This window comes from Marichromatium sp. PS1, from assembly GCF_041155115.1.
Classification (GTDB): domain Bacteria; phylum Pseudomonadota; class Gammaproteobacteria; order Chromatiales; family Chromatiaceae; genus Marichromatium; species Marichromatium gracile.
In genome coordinates this window covers 1,020,214-1,033,862 of sequence record NZ_BAAFHB010000002.1, presented here as the reverse complement: position 1 = coordinate 1,033,862, position 13,649 = coordinate 1,020,214, and the positions used below count along the sequence as shown (strand labels likewise).

Genomic DNA, 13,649 nt, shown 5'->3' with positions numbered 1-13,649 from the left:
TCCAGAACCGACAAGAGGACTCGGCGTGAACCGACGTCTGGCTGCCCATCTCCCCCTGTTCATGCTCGCCGCCTGGCTGCTCGGCGGCTGCGCGAGCGGCCCCGACACCCGACCCCAGTCGCTGATCCCGGCCAACCTCTCGAGCCTGCCCCAGATCCAGCTCGCGGCGAGCGAGCGCGACCAGGTGCGATCGCTGGCGATGGGCGCGGCCCGCAGCAAGGGCTGGCGGATCACCCAGAGCGACCCCGAACGACTGCTGCTCGAGCGCCCCGTCACGCCCGACTCGACGCTCGCCCGTGTCCTCGACCTGCCCCCGGGGCAGTTGCCGACCGACACCAGACTCGAGGTCGCCAGCTATTTCATCGACGAGGGGACTGCCGTGCGGGTCGCCTCGGCCGCCGCCCTGATCCGCCCACGCGCCGATCAGCCCGAGCCGGAACGACGCGACGTCACCAGCCGCTTGCAGCCGCTGCTGACCCAGTCGCTCGCCGCGCTCGAACGGGCCTGGCAGACCCATCACCAGCGACTCGCCGAGGCCGCCCCGCCGCTGCCGCCGCAACCCGCCCCGAGCACCGACGGCGAGGCGACTCCGGCAGGGACGCTGGCGGCCATCCCCGCCGCGCCCATCGAGGGCAGCGAGACCACACAGCGCCAACCGCTGACTGCAGCGACACAGACCGACAACCCGGCGAACGCCTCGCGAGACGTCCGCCCTCAGCAGGGACCGGCCCCGGTGATCGACGCCACACCGATGCTCCGTGAGGCACCGCCGCTCGCGCCCGAGCCGCCGCAGGCGCAGACCCAGATGCTCAGCCTCACCCCGCAGCAGCGTGACGTCACCTGGGCGGCCTATGCCGAGCAATATGCGAGATTGCGCGGTTGCGTGTTGACCGACGAGGGCGCGGTGCTGATCGACAACCGCTCCGATGGCGAGATCCACAAGGTCCCCTGCGAGGGCACCGACAGCATCCTGGTGCAGTGTCACGACGGCCTCTGTCGCGGACTGCTGTAACGGCGCCAGATTGCGGATTCGCATTGTCGCGGGACGTCAGGCCGGGTGAATAATAACCAATCATTCAACTCGGAAAACGCCATGACTCCCGCACGCATTCTCCTTCTCGTCACCCTGCTGCTCGCCGCCCTCACCGGCTGCGGCGGTCCGGACGACCAGGGGGCGGGCGACCCCGCCCTGCTCGAGTTCGCCGAACAGGGCGATCTCGGCGCGCTCGATGGACTGCTCTCGCGCACCGGACGCCCCGACGTGCGCGACAGCTGTGACTGGACCCCGCTGATGAAGGCCGCGCTCAACGGTCACACCGCCGTGGTCGAGCGCCTGCTCGCCGCCGGCGCCACCGTCGACGCCGAGGACAAGGGCGGCTACACCGCGATGATGCTCGCCGCCTCCAACAACCACGCCGAGATCGTCGAGATGCTGTTGCAGCAGGGCGCGATGATCGACCACCAGGAGCAGACCAAGGGCTGGACCGCGCTGATCTGGGCCACCACCCAGGGCCGCACCGCCGCCGTCGAGACCCTGCTGAAACACGGCGCCGATCGCACCCTCAAGGACTTCGAAGGCAACACCGCCGCCGACTGGGCACGCCTCAACGACAAACCCGAGATCCTCGCACTGCTGCAGGCGGGTTGATCGAGTACGGTATTCAGGAGACTGAACCGCCAAGTCGCAAAGAACGCAAAGGTTTTTCGAGCGTTCGACCTCCGAGCGCCACCTTGCTCTCCCCCTTGTCAGCGGGGAGGCAGGGTGGACGCATCAGCAAGACGATCGTGGACCGGCGTCAACCCTCAGTCCTCGGCCATAAGCGTCGCTCAATCCGAGCGATCAACGAAGACCGCTGACTGGACATTTCCTTGGCGTCCTTCGCGTCTTTGTGGTTCGTCCCCCCCGACAGCCCCCCTGGAATTCCCCCCACCCCGCCGCCAGATAGACCAGCGGGCCGTTTCGGGCCCGATCGCGCATGCCCGTCCAGCGTCCGCCCGCGCACGGACGCGCCGACTCCAGCCACACGGCAGCCGATACCCATGGTCAGAACACAAGCGAGCACGCACATCGCCCGCCCGCCGGATCAGGTCTTCGCCTTCGTCGCCCTCGACTTCTTCAGCAATTACCAGCGCTGGTCGCCCGAGGTGGTCTCGCTCGAGGCGCTCTCGCCCGGTCCGATCCGGCTGGGCAGCCGCGGCCGACAGGTACGGGTCGATCACGGTCGCCGCACCGAGGCGACCTTCGAGGTCTGCGTCTTCGAGCAGGACCGTCGCATCGACTTCCAGGGACTCAGCGCCCCGATCTACATCAGCTACCGCTTCGAGCCGAGCGCCGACGGCACCCGCCTGACCTTCGTCTTCGAACTGTCGCGGCTCGAGCTGTTCATGCGTCCCTTCGAGAAGCTGATCCGCGCCGCCATCCAGGAAGGCGGCGAGCGCGTCGTCGGCAACATCAGGGGGCTGCTCGAACAGGCCCCGACAGCCGTATCGCAGCACTGAGGCAAACACCCGGCGAGGCACGATCCATCAATCTTGTAGCGAGGTCACCACATGGAATTCGTCGTCGACAAAGATGCGGGGGTGATCCCCTTCGTGCTCTCGCAGATCCTCGACACCTGCGTCAACGGTATCACCCTCTCCGACCCCGACCAGGACGACAACCCCATCGTCTATGCCAACGCCGCCTTCGAGTTGATCACCGGCTACAGCCGCGAGGAGATCCTCGGACGTAACTGTCGCTTCCTTCAGGGCGAGGACCACGATCAGGAAGGGGTGGCGCAGATCCGCGAGGCGATGGTCGGCAACCACCCGGTGACCGTCACCCTGCGCAACTACCGCAAGGACGGCAGCCGCTTCTACAACCGCTTCACCATCCGCCCGCTGTTCGACCGCGAGGGGCGGCTGATCTACTACCTCGGCATCCAGCACGACGTCACCAACCAGGTCGAGGCCGAGGCCGAGGTCGCGCGCCTCAACGCCCTGCTCGCCAAGGCGGACGCCGGCGGCTAGGTTGGGCGCCGCCAGCCGCCAGCCGCCAGCCGCCAGCCGCCAGCCGCCAGCCGCCAGCCGCCAGCCGCCAGCATGGATTGAACCGCGAAGGCACGAAGGACGCAAAGCAAGCGAACAGTCTGCAGATCCGCAGACCGGGCAAGGCGCAGTCTCCCCGACTGGAGGCTGGAGGCCGATCGCTGGAAGCTGTTCGAACCGCCAAGGCACGAAGGACGCAAAGCAAGCGAACGGTCTGCAGATCCGCAGACCGGGCAAGGCGCAGTCTCCCCGACTGGAGGCTGGAGGCTGATCGCTGGGAGCTGTTCGAACCGCGAAGGCACGAAGGGCACAAAGCAAGCGGACAGTCTGCAGATCCGCAGACCGGGCAAGGCGCAGTCTCCCCGACTGGGGGCTGGAAGCTGATCGCTGGGAGCTGTTCGAACCGCGAAGGCACGAAGGGCACAAAGCAAGCGGACAGTCTGCAGATCCGCAGACCGGGCAAGGCGCAGTCTCCCCGACTGGAAGCTGGAAGCTGATCGCTGGAAGCTGTTCGAACCGCCAAGGCACGAAGGACGCAAAGCAAGCGAACGGTCTGCAGATCCGCAGACCGGGCCAGGCGCAGTCTCCCCCGACTGGAGGCTGGAAGCCGATCGCTGGAAGCTGTTCGAACCGCCAAGGCACGAAGGACGCAAAGCAAGCGAACAGTCTGCAGATCCGCAGACCGGGCAAGGCGCAGTCTCCCCGACTGGAAGCTGGAGGCTGATCGCTGGAAGCTGTTCGAACCGCCAAGGCACGAAGGACGCAAAGCAAGCGGACGGCCTGCAGATCCGCAGACCGGGCAAGGCGTGGCATGCCCGGCGGAAAACCAGCTACCAGCGATCAGTCACCAGTGGGCGGCCTGACTCGACCGTGCCCACGGTTGCCAGCGCAGGGAAGCCCGAAAGGCGACCTGCAGCGGCGACCGGCACACAAAAGGGTCTCGGCTTCTATCCCCTTCGCGCCCTTGGTGTCTTTGCGGTTCAATCCCCCTGGTCGCTGGTCGCTGGTCGCTGGTCGCTGATATCTCGGCGGCTCAAATGCCCGACGGCTGGAAGGCTGGCTCCCGCCACGACCAAGCGGCTATCATCCGTACATGTCCAGTCTGCGCGAACGCATGGCCGAGCACGGGTTCGAGTCGAACGACGACTACGAATTCGAGATCCGCTGTCTGCTCGAGAGCAGGCCGCGCGGGCTGCGCGCGCTCAATGTCGCCGGCGACGGTGGCCGACGCAAGAGCGCCTTCGCCAACGCCCTGGCCCGGGCACTGGGGATGGACCAGATCGTCTATCACGACTTCACCGACGCCCATCCTCCCCAGCCCGAGGTGATCCTGCCACCGAGCCGCGACGAACTCGGTCGCGAGGAACCGCCGATCGCGCCCCTGGACCTTGCCGTCAGCGAGGCCTGCGCGCAGAGCGAGGGTGAACCGACGGTGCTCATCCTCGACCAGCTCCAGGCCGCCGACTTCCGCGAACACATCCGCATCCATCGCCTGGTGCGCGAGTGCCGTTGGCAGGTACGCGACGCCCCCTACGACGCCAACCGGCATCATCTGCTGGTGTTCCTGATCTCGGAGCAGGCGCTCTATCACGCCCTGCACAAGGAGAGCTACCGGGTCTGGGTCGGACGCGACACCACGCTGCGCGACTGGGATCCGCGCGAGTTCGGGCTCGATACTCGTGCCCGGGGGCTGTTCACCGCGCTCGCCGAGCTGTTCCATACCCTCGGTCAGGCGCCCACCCGCAGCGAACTCGAACACCTCATCGAGGACCTGCGCCACCAGATCCACACCCGCGAGCACCTGCGCCGCGCGCTCTATGGCCGGGTCGAGGGCATCGACCACGCCGCGCTCGCCGATCCGCGTCACGACCCCGCGCTCGATCAGGTCCTGGCGACCATGCAACAGTCACTGCGCTGGACCGAGCACATCGAGATCACCGGCGGCGCAGCGCCGCCGATCCAATCGAACCAAGGGAGAGATGAGCAATGAACCGACGGACCCGCATCGAGCGCCGCATCCGCGAGGCATTCGACCCCATGCACCTCGACGTGGTCGACGAGAGCTACATGCACGCCGTGGCCCCCGACGCCGAGTCGCACTTCAAGCTGCTGGTGGTCAGCGAGGGCTTCTCCGGACAGCCGCTGATCGAGCGTCACCGAGCCATCAACAGCCTGCTCGCCGACGAGTTCGAGCAGGGCCTGCACGCACTCAGTCAGCACACCTGGACCCCGGAGGAATGGCACGAGAAGGGCGGCGCCGCACCGCAGTCGCCGCCCTGCCAGGGCGGCTCCGGCGCCGCCTGACCCCGGGAGCCCGACCTCAGGCGCGGGCGAAGTGCTCGCGCGTCAGCCGGAACACCACCGGGCTGAGCAGCACCAGCGCCAGCAGGTTGGGCAGCGCCATCATCGCGTTGAGGGTGTCGGCCACCAGCCACACGAACTCCAGCTTGACCATCGCGCCGACCGGGATCGCCGCCACCCACACCAACCGGAACGGCAGGATCGCGCGCACCCCGAACAGATACTCGACACAACGCTCGCCGTAGACGCTCCAGCCGAGGATGGTGGTAAAGGCGAACAGCGCCAGACCCAGCGCCACCACATAACCGCCGACCCCGGGCAGACCGGCGCCGAAGGCCGCGGTCGAGAGGCTGGCGCCGGTCTCACCACTGGTCCAGGCTCCGGTGACCATGATCACCAGCCCGGTGATGGTGCAGATGATCAGGGTGTCGATGAAGGTGCCGAGCATGGCGATGGTGCCCTGCTGCACGGGGTTGTCGTTCTTCGCCGCGGCGTGCGCGATCGGCGCGCTGCCGAGCCCGGCCTCGTTGGAAAAAACGCCGCGTGCCACCCCCATCTGGATGCCCATCATCACGGTCGCGCCGGCGAACCCGCCGACCGCGGCGGTGGGCGAGAAGGCATACTCGACGATCTGCACCACCGCACCGGGCAGCGCCTCGGCATTGAGCCCGAGCACCACCAGCCCGCCGAGCACATAGGCGATCGCCATGAAGGGCACCAGCTTGCCGGCGACCTGGGCGATCCAGCGGATACCGCCGATCAGCACCAGCCCGACCAACAGCGCCATCACCCCGCCGACCCAGGCCTTGGGCAGCGCGAACTTGGAGTTGAGCGCGTCGGCCACCGAGTTGGCCTGCACCATGTTGCCGATACCGAACCCGGCCATGGCACCAAACACGGCAAAGGCCGCGCCCAGCCACAACCAGCGCCGCCCGAGACCGTTCTTGATGTAGTACATCGGACCGCCGACATGGTTGCCCTTGGCGTCGACCTCGCGGTACTTCACCGCCAGCACGCCCTCGGCATACTTGGTCGCCATGCCCACCAGTGCGGTGCACCACATCCAGAACAGCGCCCCGGGACCGCCGATCGCGATCGCCGTGCCGACACCGGCGATATTGCCGGTCCCGACGGTTGCCGACAGCGAGGTCATCAGCGCGTTGAACGGGGTGATGTCCCCCTCGCCACGCCCACGCCGTCCCGACCACAGCATGCGAAAGCCGTAGCCGAGCCGGAGCCAGGGCATCAGCCGCAGGCCGAGCAGCAGGAACAGCCCGGTGCCGAGGATCAACACCAGCATCGGCGGCCCCCAGACCCAGCCGTTGAGCACCCCGATCCATGTCGTCATGGATTCCATCCACACCTCCTCTCGAATCAAAGCCTTCAGGACGAGCGGGCACTATACAGCGCCCGCCCCTGTTGATTACAACGCCGGCGCGGCCCCATTTACCGCGACCGGCCCTTGCCCGTATGCTCTTGAAGAGGAGTCGGGTGCCGCCGGAGCGGTCGCGCGACCATCCGGCGCCGGGCACGGACCAGAGGCCAACGAAGGACACCACCACACACCATGAAACTGCTGATCGACTTTTTCCCCATCCTGCTGTTCTTCGTCGCCTACAAGCTCGCCGGCATCTATGTCGCCACCACGGTGGCGATCCTCGCCGCGGCGCTGCAGCTCGGCTGGACCTGGTGGCGCCAGCGCCGGGTCGAGACCATGCACCTGGTCACCCTGGGGCTGCTGGTGGTGTTCGGCGGCATGACCCTCGCCCTGCGCGACCCGATCTTCGTGATGTGGAAGCCGACCATCGTCAACTGGCTGTTCGCCGCGGCCTTCCTCGCCAGCCAACTGGTCGGCCAACGCACCCTGGTCGAGCGCACCATGGGGCACGCGGTCAGCGTCGAACCGATGGTGTGGCGCCGGCTCAACCTGATGTGGGTCGTCTTCTTCCTGGTGCTCGGACTGACCAACCTGTTCGTGGTCTATGTCGCCAGCGGCTTCTTCGCCGCCCATCAAACGCTGCTCGCCGGCAGCGGGCTTGTCAGTGTCGACCTCAGCAGCTGCGCCGCCCAGTTCCAGGGCGAGCTGCTCGCGCTCTGCACCAGCGCCCAGGCCAGCGAGGAGATCTGGGTCAACTTCAAGCTGTTCGGTATGATGGGGATGACCTTGGTCTTCGTGCTGCTCCAGGCGTTCTATCTCGCCCGTCACATCGAAGACGAACCCCGCCCGCAGGAGGCCGACTGACGTGCTCTATGCCATCATCGCCGTCGATACCCCGGACAGCCTCGAACGCCGCCTCAAGGCCCGCCCCGCGCACCTCGAGCGACTGCGCGAACTGCACGACGCCGGGCGCCTGGTGCTCGCCGGTCCGCACCCGGCGATCGACGCCGCCGACCCCGGCAGCGCCGGCTTCACCGGCTCGCTGGTGGTCGCCGAATTCCCCGATCTCGACGCCGCCCGTGCCTGGGCCGAGGCCGACCCCTATCGCGCCACCGGTGTCTACGCCGAGGTCGAGGTACGCCCCTTCAAGCAGGTCTTTCCGCCCACGGCGGGTTGAACGCCAAGGAACCGACGTCGCCGTCCGGGGTCGCAGAAAGCGCCGAACGCGGATTCGTCGACAGGTCGCCCCGTGAGCGATCCGGCACCTGCCCATTCACCCCAACCCACGGAAGTTTCACCATGAAGAGATCCACCCTCTCGCTCCTGGTCTGCGCACTGCTCGCCGCCGGACCGGGTAGCGCGCTGGCCGAGCCCGACGCCGACACCGTCATCGCCACCGTCAACGGTGTCGAGTACCCGCTCGACCTCTTCCGGCTGTTCTATGTGGAACGGCTGCAGCAGAACCCCGAGGCCGACACCCAGGCGGTGCAGCAGCGCGCCTTCGACGAGTTCATGAACCTGGTGGTGGCCTCCCAGGAGGCCGAGCGGCGTGACCTCGACGACAGTCGCGAGGTCGCCATGGCACTTGAACTGCAGCGCATGAAGGTGCTCTCCAGCGCCGCGCTCGGCGCCATGGCCGAGGACATCGAGCCGACCGACAAGGCGCTCAAGGAGGCCTACGACCAGGTCGTCGAGCGTGCCGCCCGCACCGAATACAAGGCCCGTCACATCCTGGTCAAGGACGAGGCGACGGCCAAGAAGCTGATCAAGCAACTCGACAAGGGCGCCGACTTCGCCGAGCTGGCCAAGGAGCACTCGCTCGGCCCGACCGGCAAGAACGGCGGCGAACTCGACTGGTTCGACGCCGGGCAGATGGTCGCCCCCTTCGCCGAGGCGGTCGCCGAGATGAAGCCCGGCAGCCACTCCGAGAAGCCGGTGCAGACCCAGTTCGGCTGGCACGTCATCGAACTGCAGGAAACCCGCAAGGCCGAGCCGCCGAGCTTCGAGGATGCCAAGCCGCAGCTCAGCGCCATGCTCAAGCGTCGCGCGCTCGGCGAGCAGCTCACCGAGATGCGTGACGGCGCCATGGTCGAGCTCAACGAGGAGATCGTCACGGTCACGCCCAAGGAGGATTGACCCGAGTCCCCGCGTCCCGGCGGGACGCGGGACACCCCCGCCCGGTTCAGTAGCGCGGCAGCGCCAGCACCTCGCGCCCGTTGCGCGGCTGAACCGGGCGGGCATTCTCGCCGATCACGGCACGCAGCCGTTGCAGCTGCCGCACCCCCACCTCGAGCGGCTCACCGAACACCAGCCACAGCGCCGACTCGCGGCACGGCGGCTGGGTGAGCGAACCGTGATAGCGGAAATAGCCGCGATCGAGCGGCAGCAGGAAGAGCGGATTGACCCCGATCTGACGATGACGTGTGCGTTCGCCCGGGCGCGCCGGCAGATGATCGAGGATACGCTCGAAGATGCGATTGTCGCGCTCGGCGGCGCGCAGGCCCACCGCCACCACCGCATGACCACCCTGACGATCATGATGCACCAGCTGCAGCTCGGCATCGTAACGCTCGCCCTCGATGCGGTGCTCGCCAGGGACATGGAAGTCGACGTAGGAGAGATCGTAGGCGCTGCCCCGGATGACCAGCGCGCTCCCCGGCGGCGTGAGCAGTCGGATCCCCCGCCCGGTGTTGACCAGCTCGAGCAGGTGCGAGCGATAGCGAAACAGCAGCGGCGTGTAGACGATGCGGCGCGCACCACGGATATCGATCGGCGACTGCGAACGCCCCTCGGCGCAGGTGGCGAAGGACGGATCCAACTCCCCCCAGTGCTCCGGGCCGGCGTCGCCGACATAGTCCCAGGGCGGATCGACCGGGAAACTCAGGCCGTCATCGCCCACCGCGCCGCCGCCCCACAGCGCCCCCAGCACGGCCAGCCCGACCGCGCACCGGTTTTGGCTCCTCACCGGCTCAGTCCTTGCGCGACCTGAGGCTGTCGATCGGCACCACCTGCGCCGCGCCGGGCTGATCGGCATAGACCGGACGCTCGCCGCCGCGCCCGTCGCGCTCGGCGAGCAGACGCTCGCGCTCGGCGATCATGCCGAGACAGCGACGCACGTCGTCGATGGTGGAGGCCGAGAGAGGATGGCGCATCCCCTGCGGCGGAGTGAGATCACGCACGATCGCGGTCAGCGTCTTGCGCATGGTGATCAGGATCTGCTGCTCGGGGGACAGTTCGCTCATGATCGATCCCTGCGGTGAGGGCGGCATGCCGCCGTGAAACCCCGCGGGCGAGACCGCCAGCCCGCGCCCCAATCTTGCATCAGCCGCCGCCGCCGGGCAATGGGGGAAGGGGCGACAGTCGCCAGCTACCAGCGATCAGCCCCCAGCCGCCAGTGGGCGTGCACACCGGCGTCAGCGGCGACAGACGAGCCCGCCCACCAACTGGTGACTGGCGGGCAGAGCCTCCCCTGCTCGTCTCGATCGTCTTTACCGCTGTCGTCGAGTACCAGCTTCCACATGAAAAGCGGCCGCTAAAGCGCTTTTAAAACGCTTTCTTTGCGCCCTTTGAGTCTTAGCGGTTCAATTTGCTGGCGGCTGACGGCTGGCGACTGGCGGCTGGCGCCCCTACCCAGCGCCGCCGATCAGCGCCTCGAGGCCGGCCTCGTCGAGGACCTCGACGCCGAGGTCGCGGGCGCGGGCGAGCTTGGAGCCGGCGGCCTCGCCGGCGAGCAGATAGTCGGTCTTGCCCGAGAGGCTGCCGCTCACCCGCGCGCCCAGCGACTCGACCCACGCCTTGATCTCGGGCCGGGGGCGGCTCAGGGTGCCGGTGATGACCAGGGTCAGACCGGCGAGCGGTCGGGCTTCGGGCTCGACCGGGGCGTCATCGGCCTCCGCCGCGCCCTGCTCCGGCCAGTGCACGCCGACCTCGCGCAAGGCCGCGATCGCCTCGCGATTGTGCGGCTGGGCGAAGAAGGCGACGATGTGCGCCGCGACCACCGGACCGATGCCCTCGATCAGGCTCCGGGTCTCGGCGCGCAGGTCCTCGGCGCCGGCTGCGCGCAGCGCCTCGAGGGTGCCGAAGTGCTCGATCAGCGTCTCGGCGCGAGGCCGGGTCAGACCGCGTACGCCGAGACCGAGCAGCCAGTCGACCGGCCTCGTCCCCGGGGCTGGATCGGCGGACTCGGCCAGGGCCGCGGCCAGGGCCGCGGCGGTCACCGGACCGATCCCGCGCACCCCGCGCCGCTGCACGAAGTCGCCCTCGCGCGCCGCCATCAGCGCGTCCAGCGAACCGAAGCCACGCGCCAGCGCGCGCGCCGTGCTCTCGCCGACCTCGCGGATGCCGAGCGCATAGACGAAGCGGGCGAGATCGGTCGAGCGGGCGCGATCGAGCGCGGCGATCAGGTTCGCCGCCGATTTCTCGCCCATGCGTTCGAGCCCGGCGAGCCGTGCCTGATCGAGCCGGAACAGATCGGCCGGTCCGTGCACCAGCTCGCGCTCGACGAGCTGATCGATCAGCTTGTCGCCCAGCCCCTCGATGTCGAGCGCGCGACGCGAGGCGAAGTGCTTGAGCGCCTCCTTGCGCTGCGCCGGGCAATAGAGCCCGCCGGAGCAGCGCGCCACCGCCTCGCCCTCGGGACGGACGACATCGGCCCCGCACACCGGGCAGTGCGCGGGCAGCGCCACCGCCTCGGCGTCCGCGGGACGGCGCTCGACCAGCACCCGCACCACCTCGGGGATGACATCCCCGGCGCGCCGCACATAGACGGTGTCACCGATACGCACGTCCTTGCGCACCACCTCGTCCATGTTGTGCAGGGTCGCGTTGGCGACCGTGACCCCGCCGACCTGGACCGGGGCGAGCCGCGCCACCGGGGTGACGGCGCCGGTGCGCCCGACCTGGAACTCGACCGCCTCGACCCGGGTGAGCGCCTCCTGGGCCGGGTATTTGAAGGCGATCGCCCAGCGCGGCGCGCGGGCGACGAAGCCGAGGGAGGCCTGATCGGCCAGCGCGTCGACCTTGAACACCACCCCGTCGATGTCATAGGGCAGCTGTTCGCGCAGCGCGCCGATGCGGCGCTGGTAGGCATCGCAGCCGTCCAGCCCGCGCACCCGTTCGAGCTGCGGCGAGAGCGGCAGTCCCCAATCGCGCAGTGCCTGCAGCATCTCATATTGGGTCGCGCACGCCGGCCCGCCCTCGACCGCGCCGAAGCCGTAGCAGACGAAGGCCAACGGTCGGGTCGCGGTGACCGCGGGGTCGAGCTGGCGGAGGCTGCCGGCGGCGGCGTTGCGCGGATTGGCGAAGGTGCGCTGATCGCTCTCGCGCATCCGCGCATTGAGCCGGACGAAGCCCGCAGTCGGCAGCACGATCTCGCCGCGCACCTCGAGCAGGTGCGGCCAGTCGGCACCGCGCAGCCGCAACGGCACGCTGCGCACGGTCCGCACCTGGGCGGTGACGTCCTCGCCCCGGCGGCCGTCGCCGCGGGTGGCGGCACGGCTCAGCACCCCATTCTCATAGGTGAGATTGATCGCCAGCCCGTCGAGCTTGGGCTCGGCGACGAAGTCGACTGCCTCGCGCCCGAGCGCCCTGCCTACCCGGGTGGCGAAGGCGGCCAGCTCCTCGGTGCTCTTGGCGTTGTCGAGCGAGAGCATCGGCAACCGGTGCTCGACCTCGGCGAAGGCCGCCAGCGGCTCGGCGCCGACACGCTGGGTCGGTGAGTCGGGGCTGACCAGCTCGGGGTATTCGGCCTCGAGCGCCTGCAGCTCGCGCAACAGACGATCGTACGCGTCGTCCGGGATCTCCGGATCGTCGAGCACGTAATAGCGATAGTTGTGGTGGAGCAATTCGGCGCGCAGCGCCTCGGCGCGGGCGCGCGCCGAATCGGGCGGGTTCAATTCAGGGTCACTCCGGCCCACAGGCGCTCGTTCTCACGCACTGCGCGGCGCATCTCTTCTTCTTTCTTGATCGACAGCGGTTTGCGGTGATCGTCGTGGACCTCGCCGTCGAGCATGGTGGCGAGCTTGCGGGCGGTGGCGATCATCTCGTCGAACACCGCCATATCCTCCGGCTCACCCTCGAGCTGGGCGAACAGCAACAGCCCGGGGGTGGAGAAGGTCTCCATCTCGTCGAAGGGGAAGATACCGGGTTTGACCATGTTGGCCATGCTGAAGGCGTAACGCGGCTCGCCGTCGAGGGTATCGGTGTAGTGGAAGATCTCCATCTCGCCGGGGTGCAGGCCACAGGTCTCGGCCACGTCCATCAGCGCCTCGCCGGTGAAGGGCCGTTCGTCCGGGGCGACCACGCTCACCTGCAGCAACAAGGGCGCAGGCGGCTCGAGCGCCTGCTGGTGCGCGGCCTCGAGGGCGTCATCGAAGTCCTCGGGGGCGTCCTCTCGCGCCTCACGATGACGGGGATCGCGCGGCTCGTCACCGGCATCGAAGTCGCCGAGCGCCGGCTCGCGCTTGGCGCGGGTCGAGGCGCGCGCGGGCCCGGCGTCGTCATCGTCATCGGGACCGGCGGGGTCCTCGAGCTCGTGACCACGCTCCCAGAGATAGAGGGCAAGGATCAGGATGGCCCCCACGACCAACAGAATCAGGCGAAGCGTATCGGCGTCCATTCGGCTCTCGGTTGCTGCACGGGTGACGGGATCTCGCCCCGCGCAGAGGCGCGGGATTCCAGCGGACGGCCATGGCGCGACTCGGCCCCAGGCCCGCGTTTTCGTGCGCATGAGTATAACAATGCCGAGGCCCGGCGCTGTAGAGGGGCAGCGCCGCGCGAGCGCGATCAGTAACGGTGAACCGCAAAGACACAAAGGGCGCAAAGGATGAACAAAGTGATCAGCTACCAGCAAGCAGCCACCAGCGGGGATTGGCGCCAGTGCTGAAGCGGTAAGCATGGACTTTTCTTTGCGTCCTTCGCGCCTTGGCGGTTCAATCCCTTGGTC

14 protein-coding genes are annotated in these 13,649 nt (G+C 68.4%); 9 read left to right on the top strand and 5 right to left on the bottom strand.

Annotated elements, in window-relative coordinates; translation table 11 throughout:
* Positions 1-25 precede the first annotated feature (25 nt).
* The 6 genes from ACAM26_RS05960 to ACAM26_RS05935 all read left to right on the top strand — a co-directional run bounded on the left by ACAM26_RS05960 (position 26) and on the right by ACAM26_RS05935 (position 5,331).
* Complete coding sequence (locus tag ACAM26_RS05960) at positions 26-1,012, top strand: hypothetical protein (RefSeq protein ID WP_369613273.1); 987 nt, start codon at positions 26-28, stop codon at positions 1,010-1,012.
* An 81-nt stretch (positions 1,013-1,093) separates the two neighbouring features.
* Positions 1,094-1,648: an ankyrin repeat domain-containing protein gene (locus ACAM26_RS05955; RefSeq protein WP_123139364.1), complete on the top strand. Its 555-nt coding sequence runs from the start codon at positions 1,094-1,096 to the stop codon at positions 1,646-1,648.
* 392 nt (positions 1,649-2,040) lie between these two features.
* The gene (locus tag ACAM26_RS05950) at positions 2,041-2,499 is read left to right on the top strand and encodes an SRPBCC family protein (RefSeq protein WP_123139365.1); all 459 of its coding nucleotides are present in this window, start codon (positions 2,041-2,043) and stop codon (positions 2,497-2,499) included.
* Positions 2,500-2,550: 51 nt separating this feature from the next.
* Positions 2,551-3,009, top strand: a complete 459-nt coding sequence (locus ACAM26_RS05945) for a PAS domain-containing protein (protein WP_123139366.1) — start codon at positions 2,551-2,553, stop codon at positions 3,007-3,009.
* A gap of 1,111 nt (positions 3,010-4,120) precedes the next feature.
* A complete protein-coding gene (locus ACAM26_RS05940; RefSeq protein ID WP_123139367.1) occupies positions 4,121-5,017 on the top strand; it encodes a hypothetical protein in 897 nt (298 codons plus the stop codon).
* Positions 5,014-5,331, top strand: coding sequence for a BolA family protein (locus ACAM26_RS05935; RefSeq protein WP_123139368.1), 318 nt, complete (start codon positions 5,014-5,016; stop codon positions 5,329-5,331). The genes ACAM26_RS05940 and ACAM26_RS05935 overlap by 4 nt, the downstream gene beginning before the upstream one ends.
* A 16-nt stretch (positions 5,332-5,347) precedes the next feature.
* Here ACAM26_RS05935 and ACAM26_RS05930 read toward each other — a convergent pair whose 3' ends face one another.
* A complete protein-coding gene (locus ACAM26_RS05930; protein ID WP_123139369.1) occupies positions 5,348-6,685 on the bottom strand; it encodes a sodium:alanine symporter family protein in 1,338 nt (445 codons plus the stop codon).
* A 210-nt stretch (positions 6,686-6,895) separates the two neighbouring features.
* Here ACAM26_RS05930 and ACAM26_RS05925 point away from each other — a divergent pair, with 210 nt between their 5' ends.
* From ACAM26_RS05925 to ACAM26_RS05915, 3 genes are all read left to right on the top strand, one after another.
* Complete coding sequence (locus tag ACAM26_RS05925; protein WP_369613272.1) at positions 6,896-7,570, top strand: inner membrane-spanning protein YciB; 675 nt, start codon at positions 6,896-6,898, stop codon at positions 7,568-7,570.
* Position 7,571: 1 nt separating this feature from the next.
* On the top strand, positions 7,572-7,883 hold the full coding sequence (locus tag ACAM26_RS05920; RefSeq protein ID WP_369613271.1) for a YciI family protein: 312 nt from the start codon (positions 7,572-7,574) through the stop codon (positions 7,881-7,883).
* A gap of 122 nt (positions 7,884-8,005) precedes the next feature.
* The gene (locus ACAM26_RS05915) at positions 8,006-8,842 is read left to right on the top strand and encodes a peptidylprolyl isomerase (RefSeq protein WP_123139372.1); all 837 of its coding nucleotides are present in this window, start codon (positions 8,006-8,008) and stop codon (positions 8,840-8,842) included.
* A gap of 46 nt (positions 8,843-8,888) precedes the next feature.
* Here ACAM26_RS05915 and ACAM26_RS05910 read toward each other — a convergent pair whose 3' ends face one another.
* The 4 genes from ACAM26_RS05910 to ACAM26_RS05895 form a co-directional block, all read right to left on the bottom strand.
* Complete coding sequence (locus ACAM26_RS05910) at positions 8,889-9,671, bottom strand: carbonic anhydrase (protein ID WP_369613270.1); 783 nt, start codon at positions 9,669-9,671, stop codon at positions 8,889-8,891.
* A gap of 4 nt (positions 9,672-9,675) precedes the next feature.
* On the bottom strand, positions 9,676-9,948 hold the full coding sequence (locus ACAM26_RS05905) for a segregation and condensation protein A (protein WP_123139374.1): 273 nt from the start codon (positions 9,946-9,948) through the stop codon (positions 9,676-9,678).
* Positions 9,949-10,332: 384 nt separating this feature from the next.
* Entirely contained in the window at positions 10,333-12,600 is a 2,268-nt protein-coding gene (ligA, locus tag ACAM26_RS05900) for an NAD-dependent DNA ligase LigA (RefSeq protein ID WP_369613269.1), read from the bottom strand.
* A complete protein-coding gene (locus tag ACAM26_RS05895; protein ID WP_123139376.1) occupies positions 12,597-13,322 on the bottom strand; it encodes a cell division protein ZipA C-terminal FtsZ-binding domain-containing protein in 726 nt (241 codons plus the stop codon). Before ACAM26_RS05895 ends, ligA begins: the two co-directional genes overlap by 4 nt.
* Between the last annotated feature and the right edge of the window lie 327 nt (positions 13,323-13,649).

Coding starts and splice junctions, on each gene's coding strand:
- ACAM26_RS05915 (WP_123139372.1), top strand. CDS start 8,006: ATGAAGAGATCCACCCTCTCGCTCCTGGTCTGCGCACTGCTCGCCGCC.
- ACAM26_RS05935 (WP_123139368.1), top strand. CDS start 5,014: ATGAACCGACGGACCCGCATCGAGCGCCGCATCCGCGAGGCATTCGAC.
- ACAM26_RS05905 (WP_123139374.1), bottom strand. CDS start 9,948: ATGAGCGAACTGTCCCCCGAGCAGCAGATCCTGATCACCATGCGCAAG.
- ACAM26_RS05955 (WP_123139364.1), top strand. CDS start 1,094: ATGACTCCCGCACGCATTCTCCTTCTCGTCACCCTGCTGCTCGCCGCC.
- ACAM26_RS05930 (WP_123139369.1), bottom strand. CDS start 6,685: ATGGAATCCATGACGACATGGATCGGGGTGCTCAACGGCTGGGTCTGG.
- ACAM26_RS05950 (WP_123139365.1), top strand. CDS start 2,041: ATGGTCAGAACACAAGCGAGCACGCACATCGCCCGCCCGCCGGATCAG.
- ACAM26_RS05940 (WP_123139367.1), top strand. CDS start 4,121: ATGTCCAGTCTGCGCGAACGCATGGCCGAGCACGGGTTCGAGTCGAAC.
- ACAM26_RS05895 (WP_123139376.1), bottom strand. CDS start 13,322: ATGGACGCCGATACGCTTCGCCTGATTCTGTTGGTCGTGGGGGCCATC.
- ACAM26_RS05925 (WP_369613272.1), top strand. CDS start 6,896: ATGAAACTGCTGATCGACTTTTTCCCCATCCTGCTGTTCTTCGTCGCC.
- ACAM26_RS05945 (WP_123139366.1), top strand. CDS start 2,551: ATGGAATTCGTCGTCGACAAAGATGCGGGGGTGATCCCCTTCGTGCTC.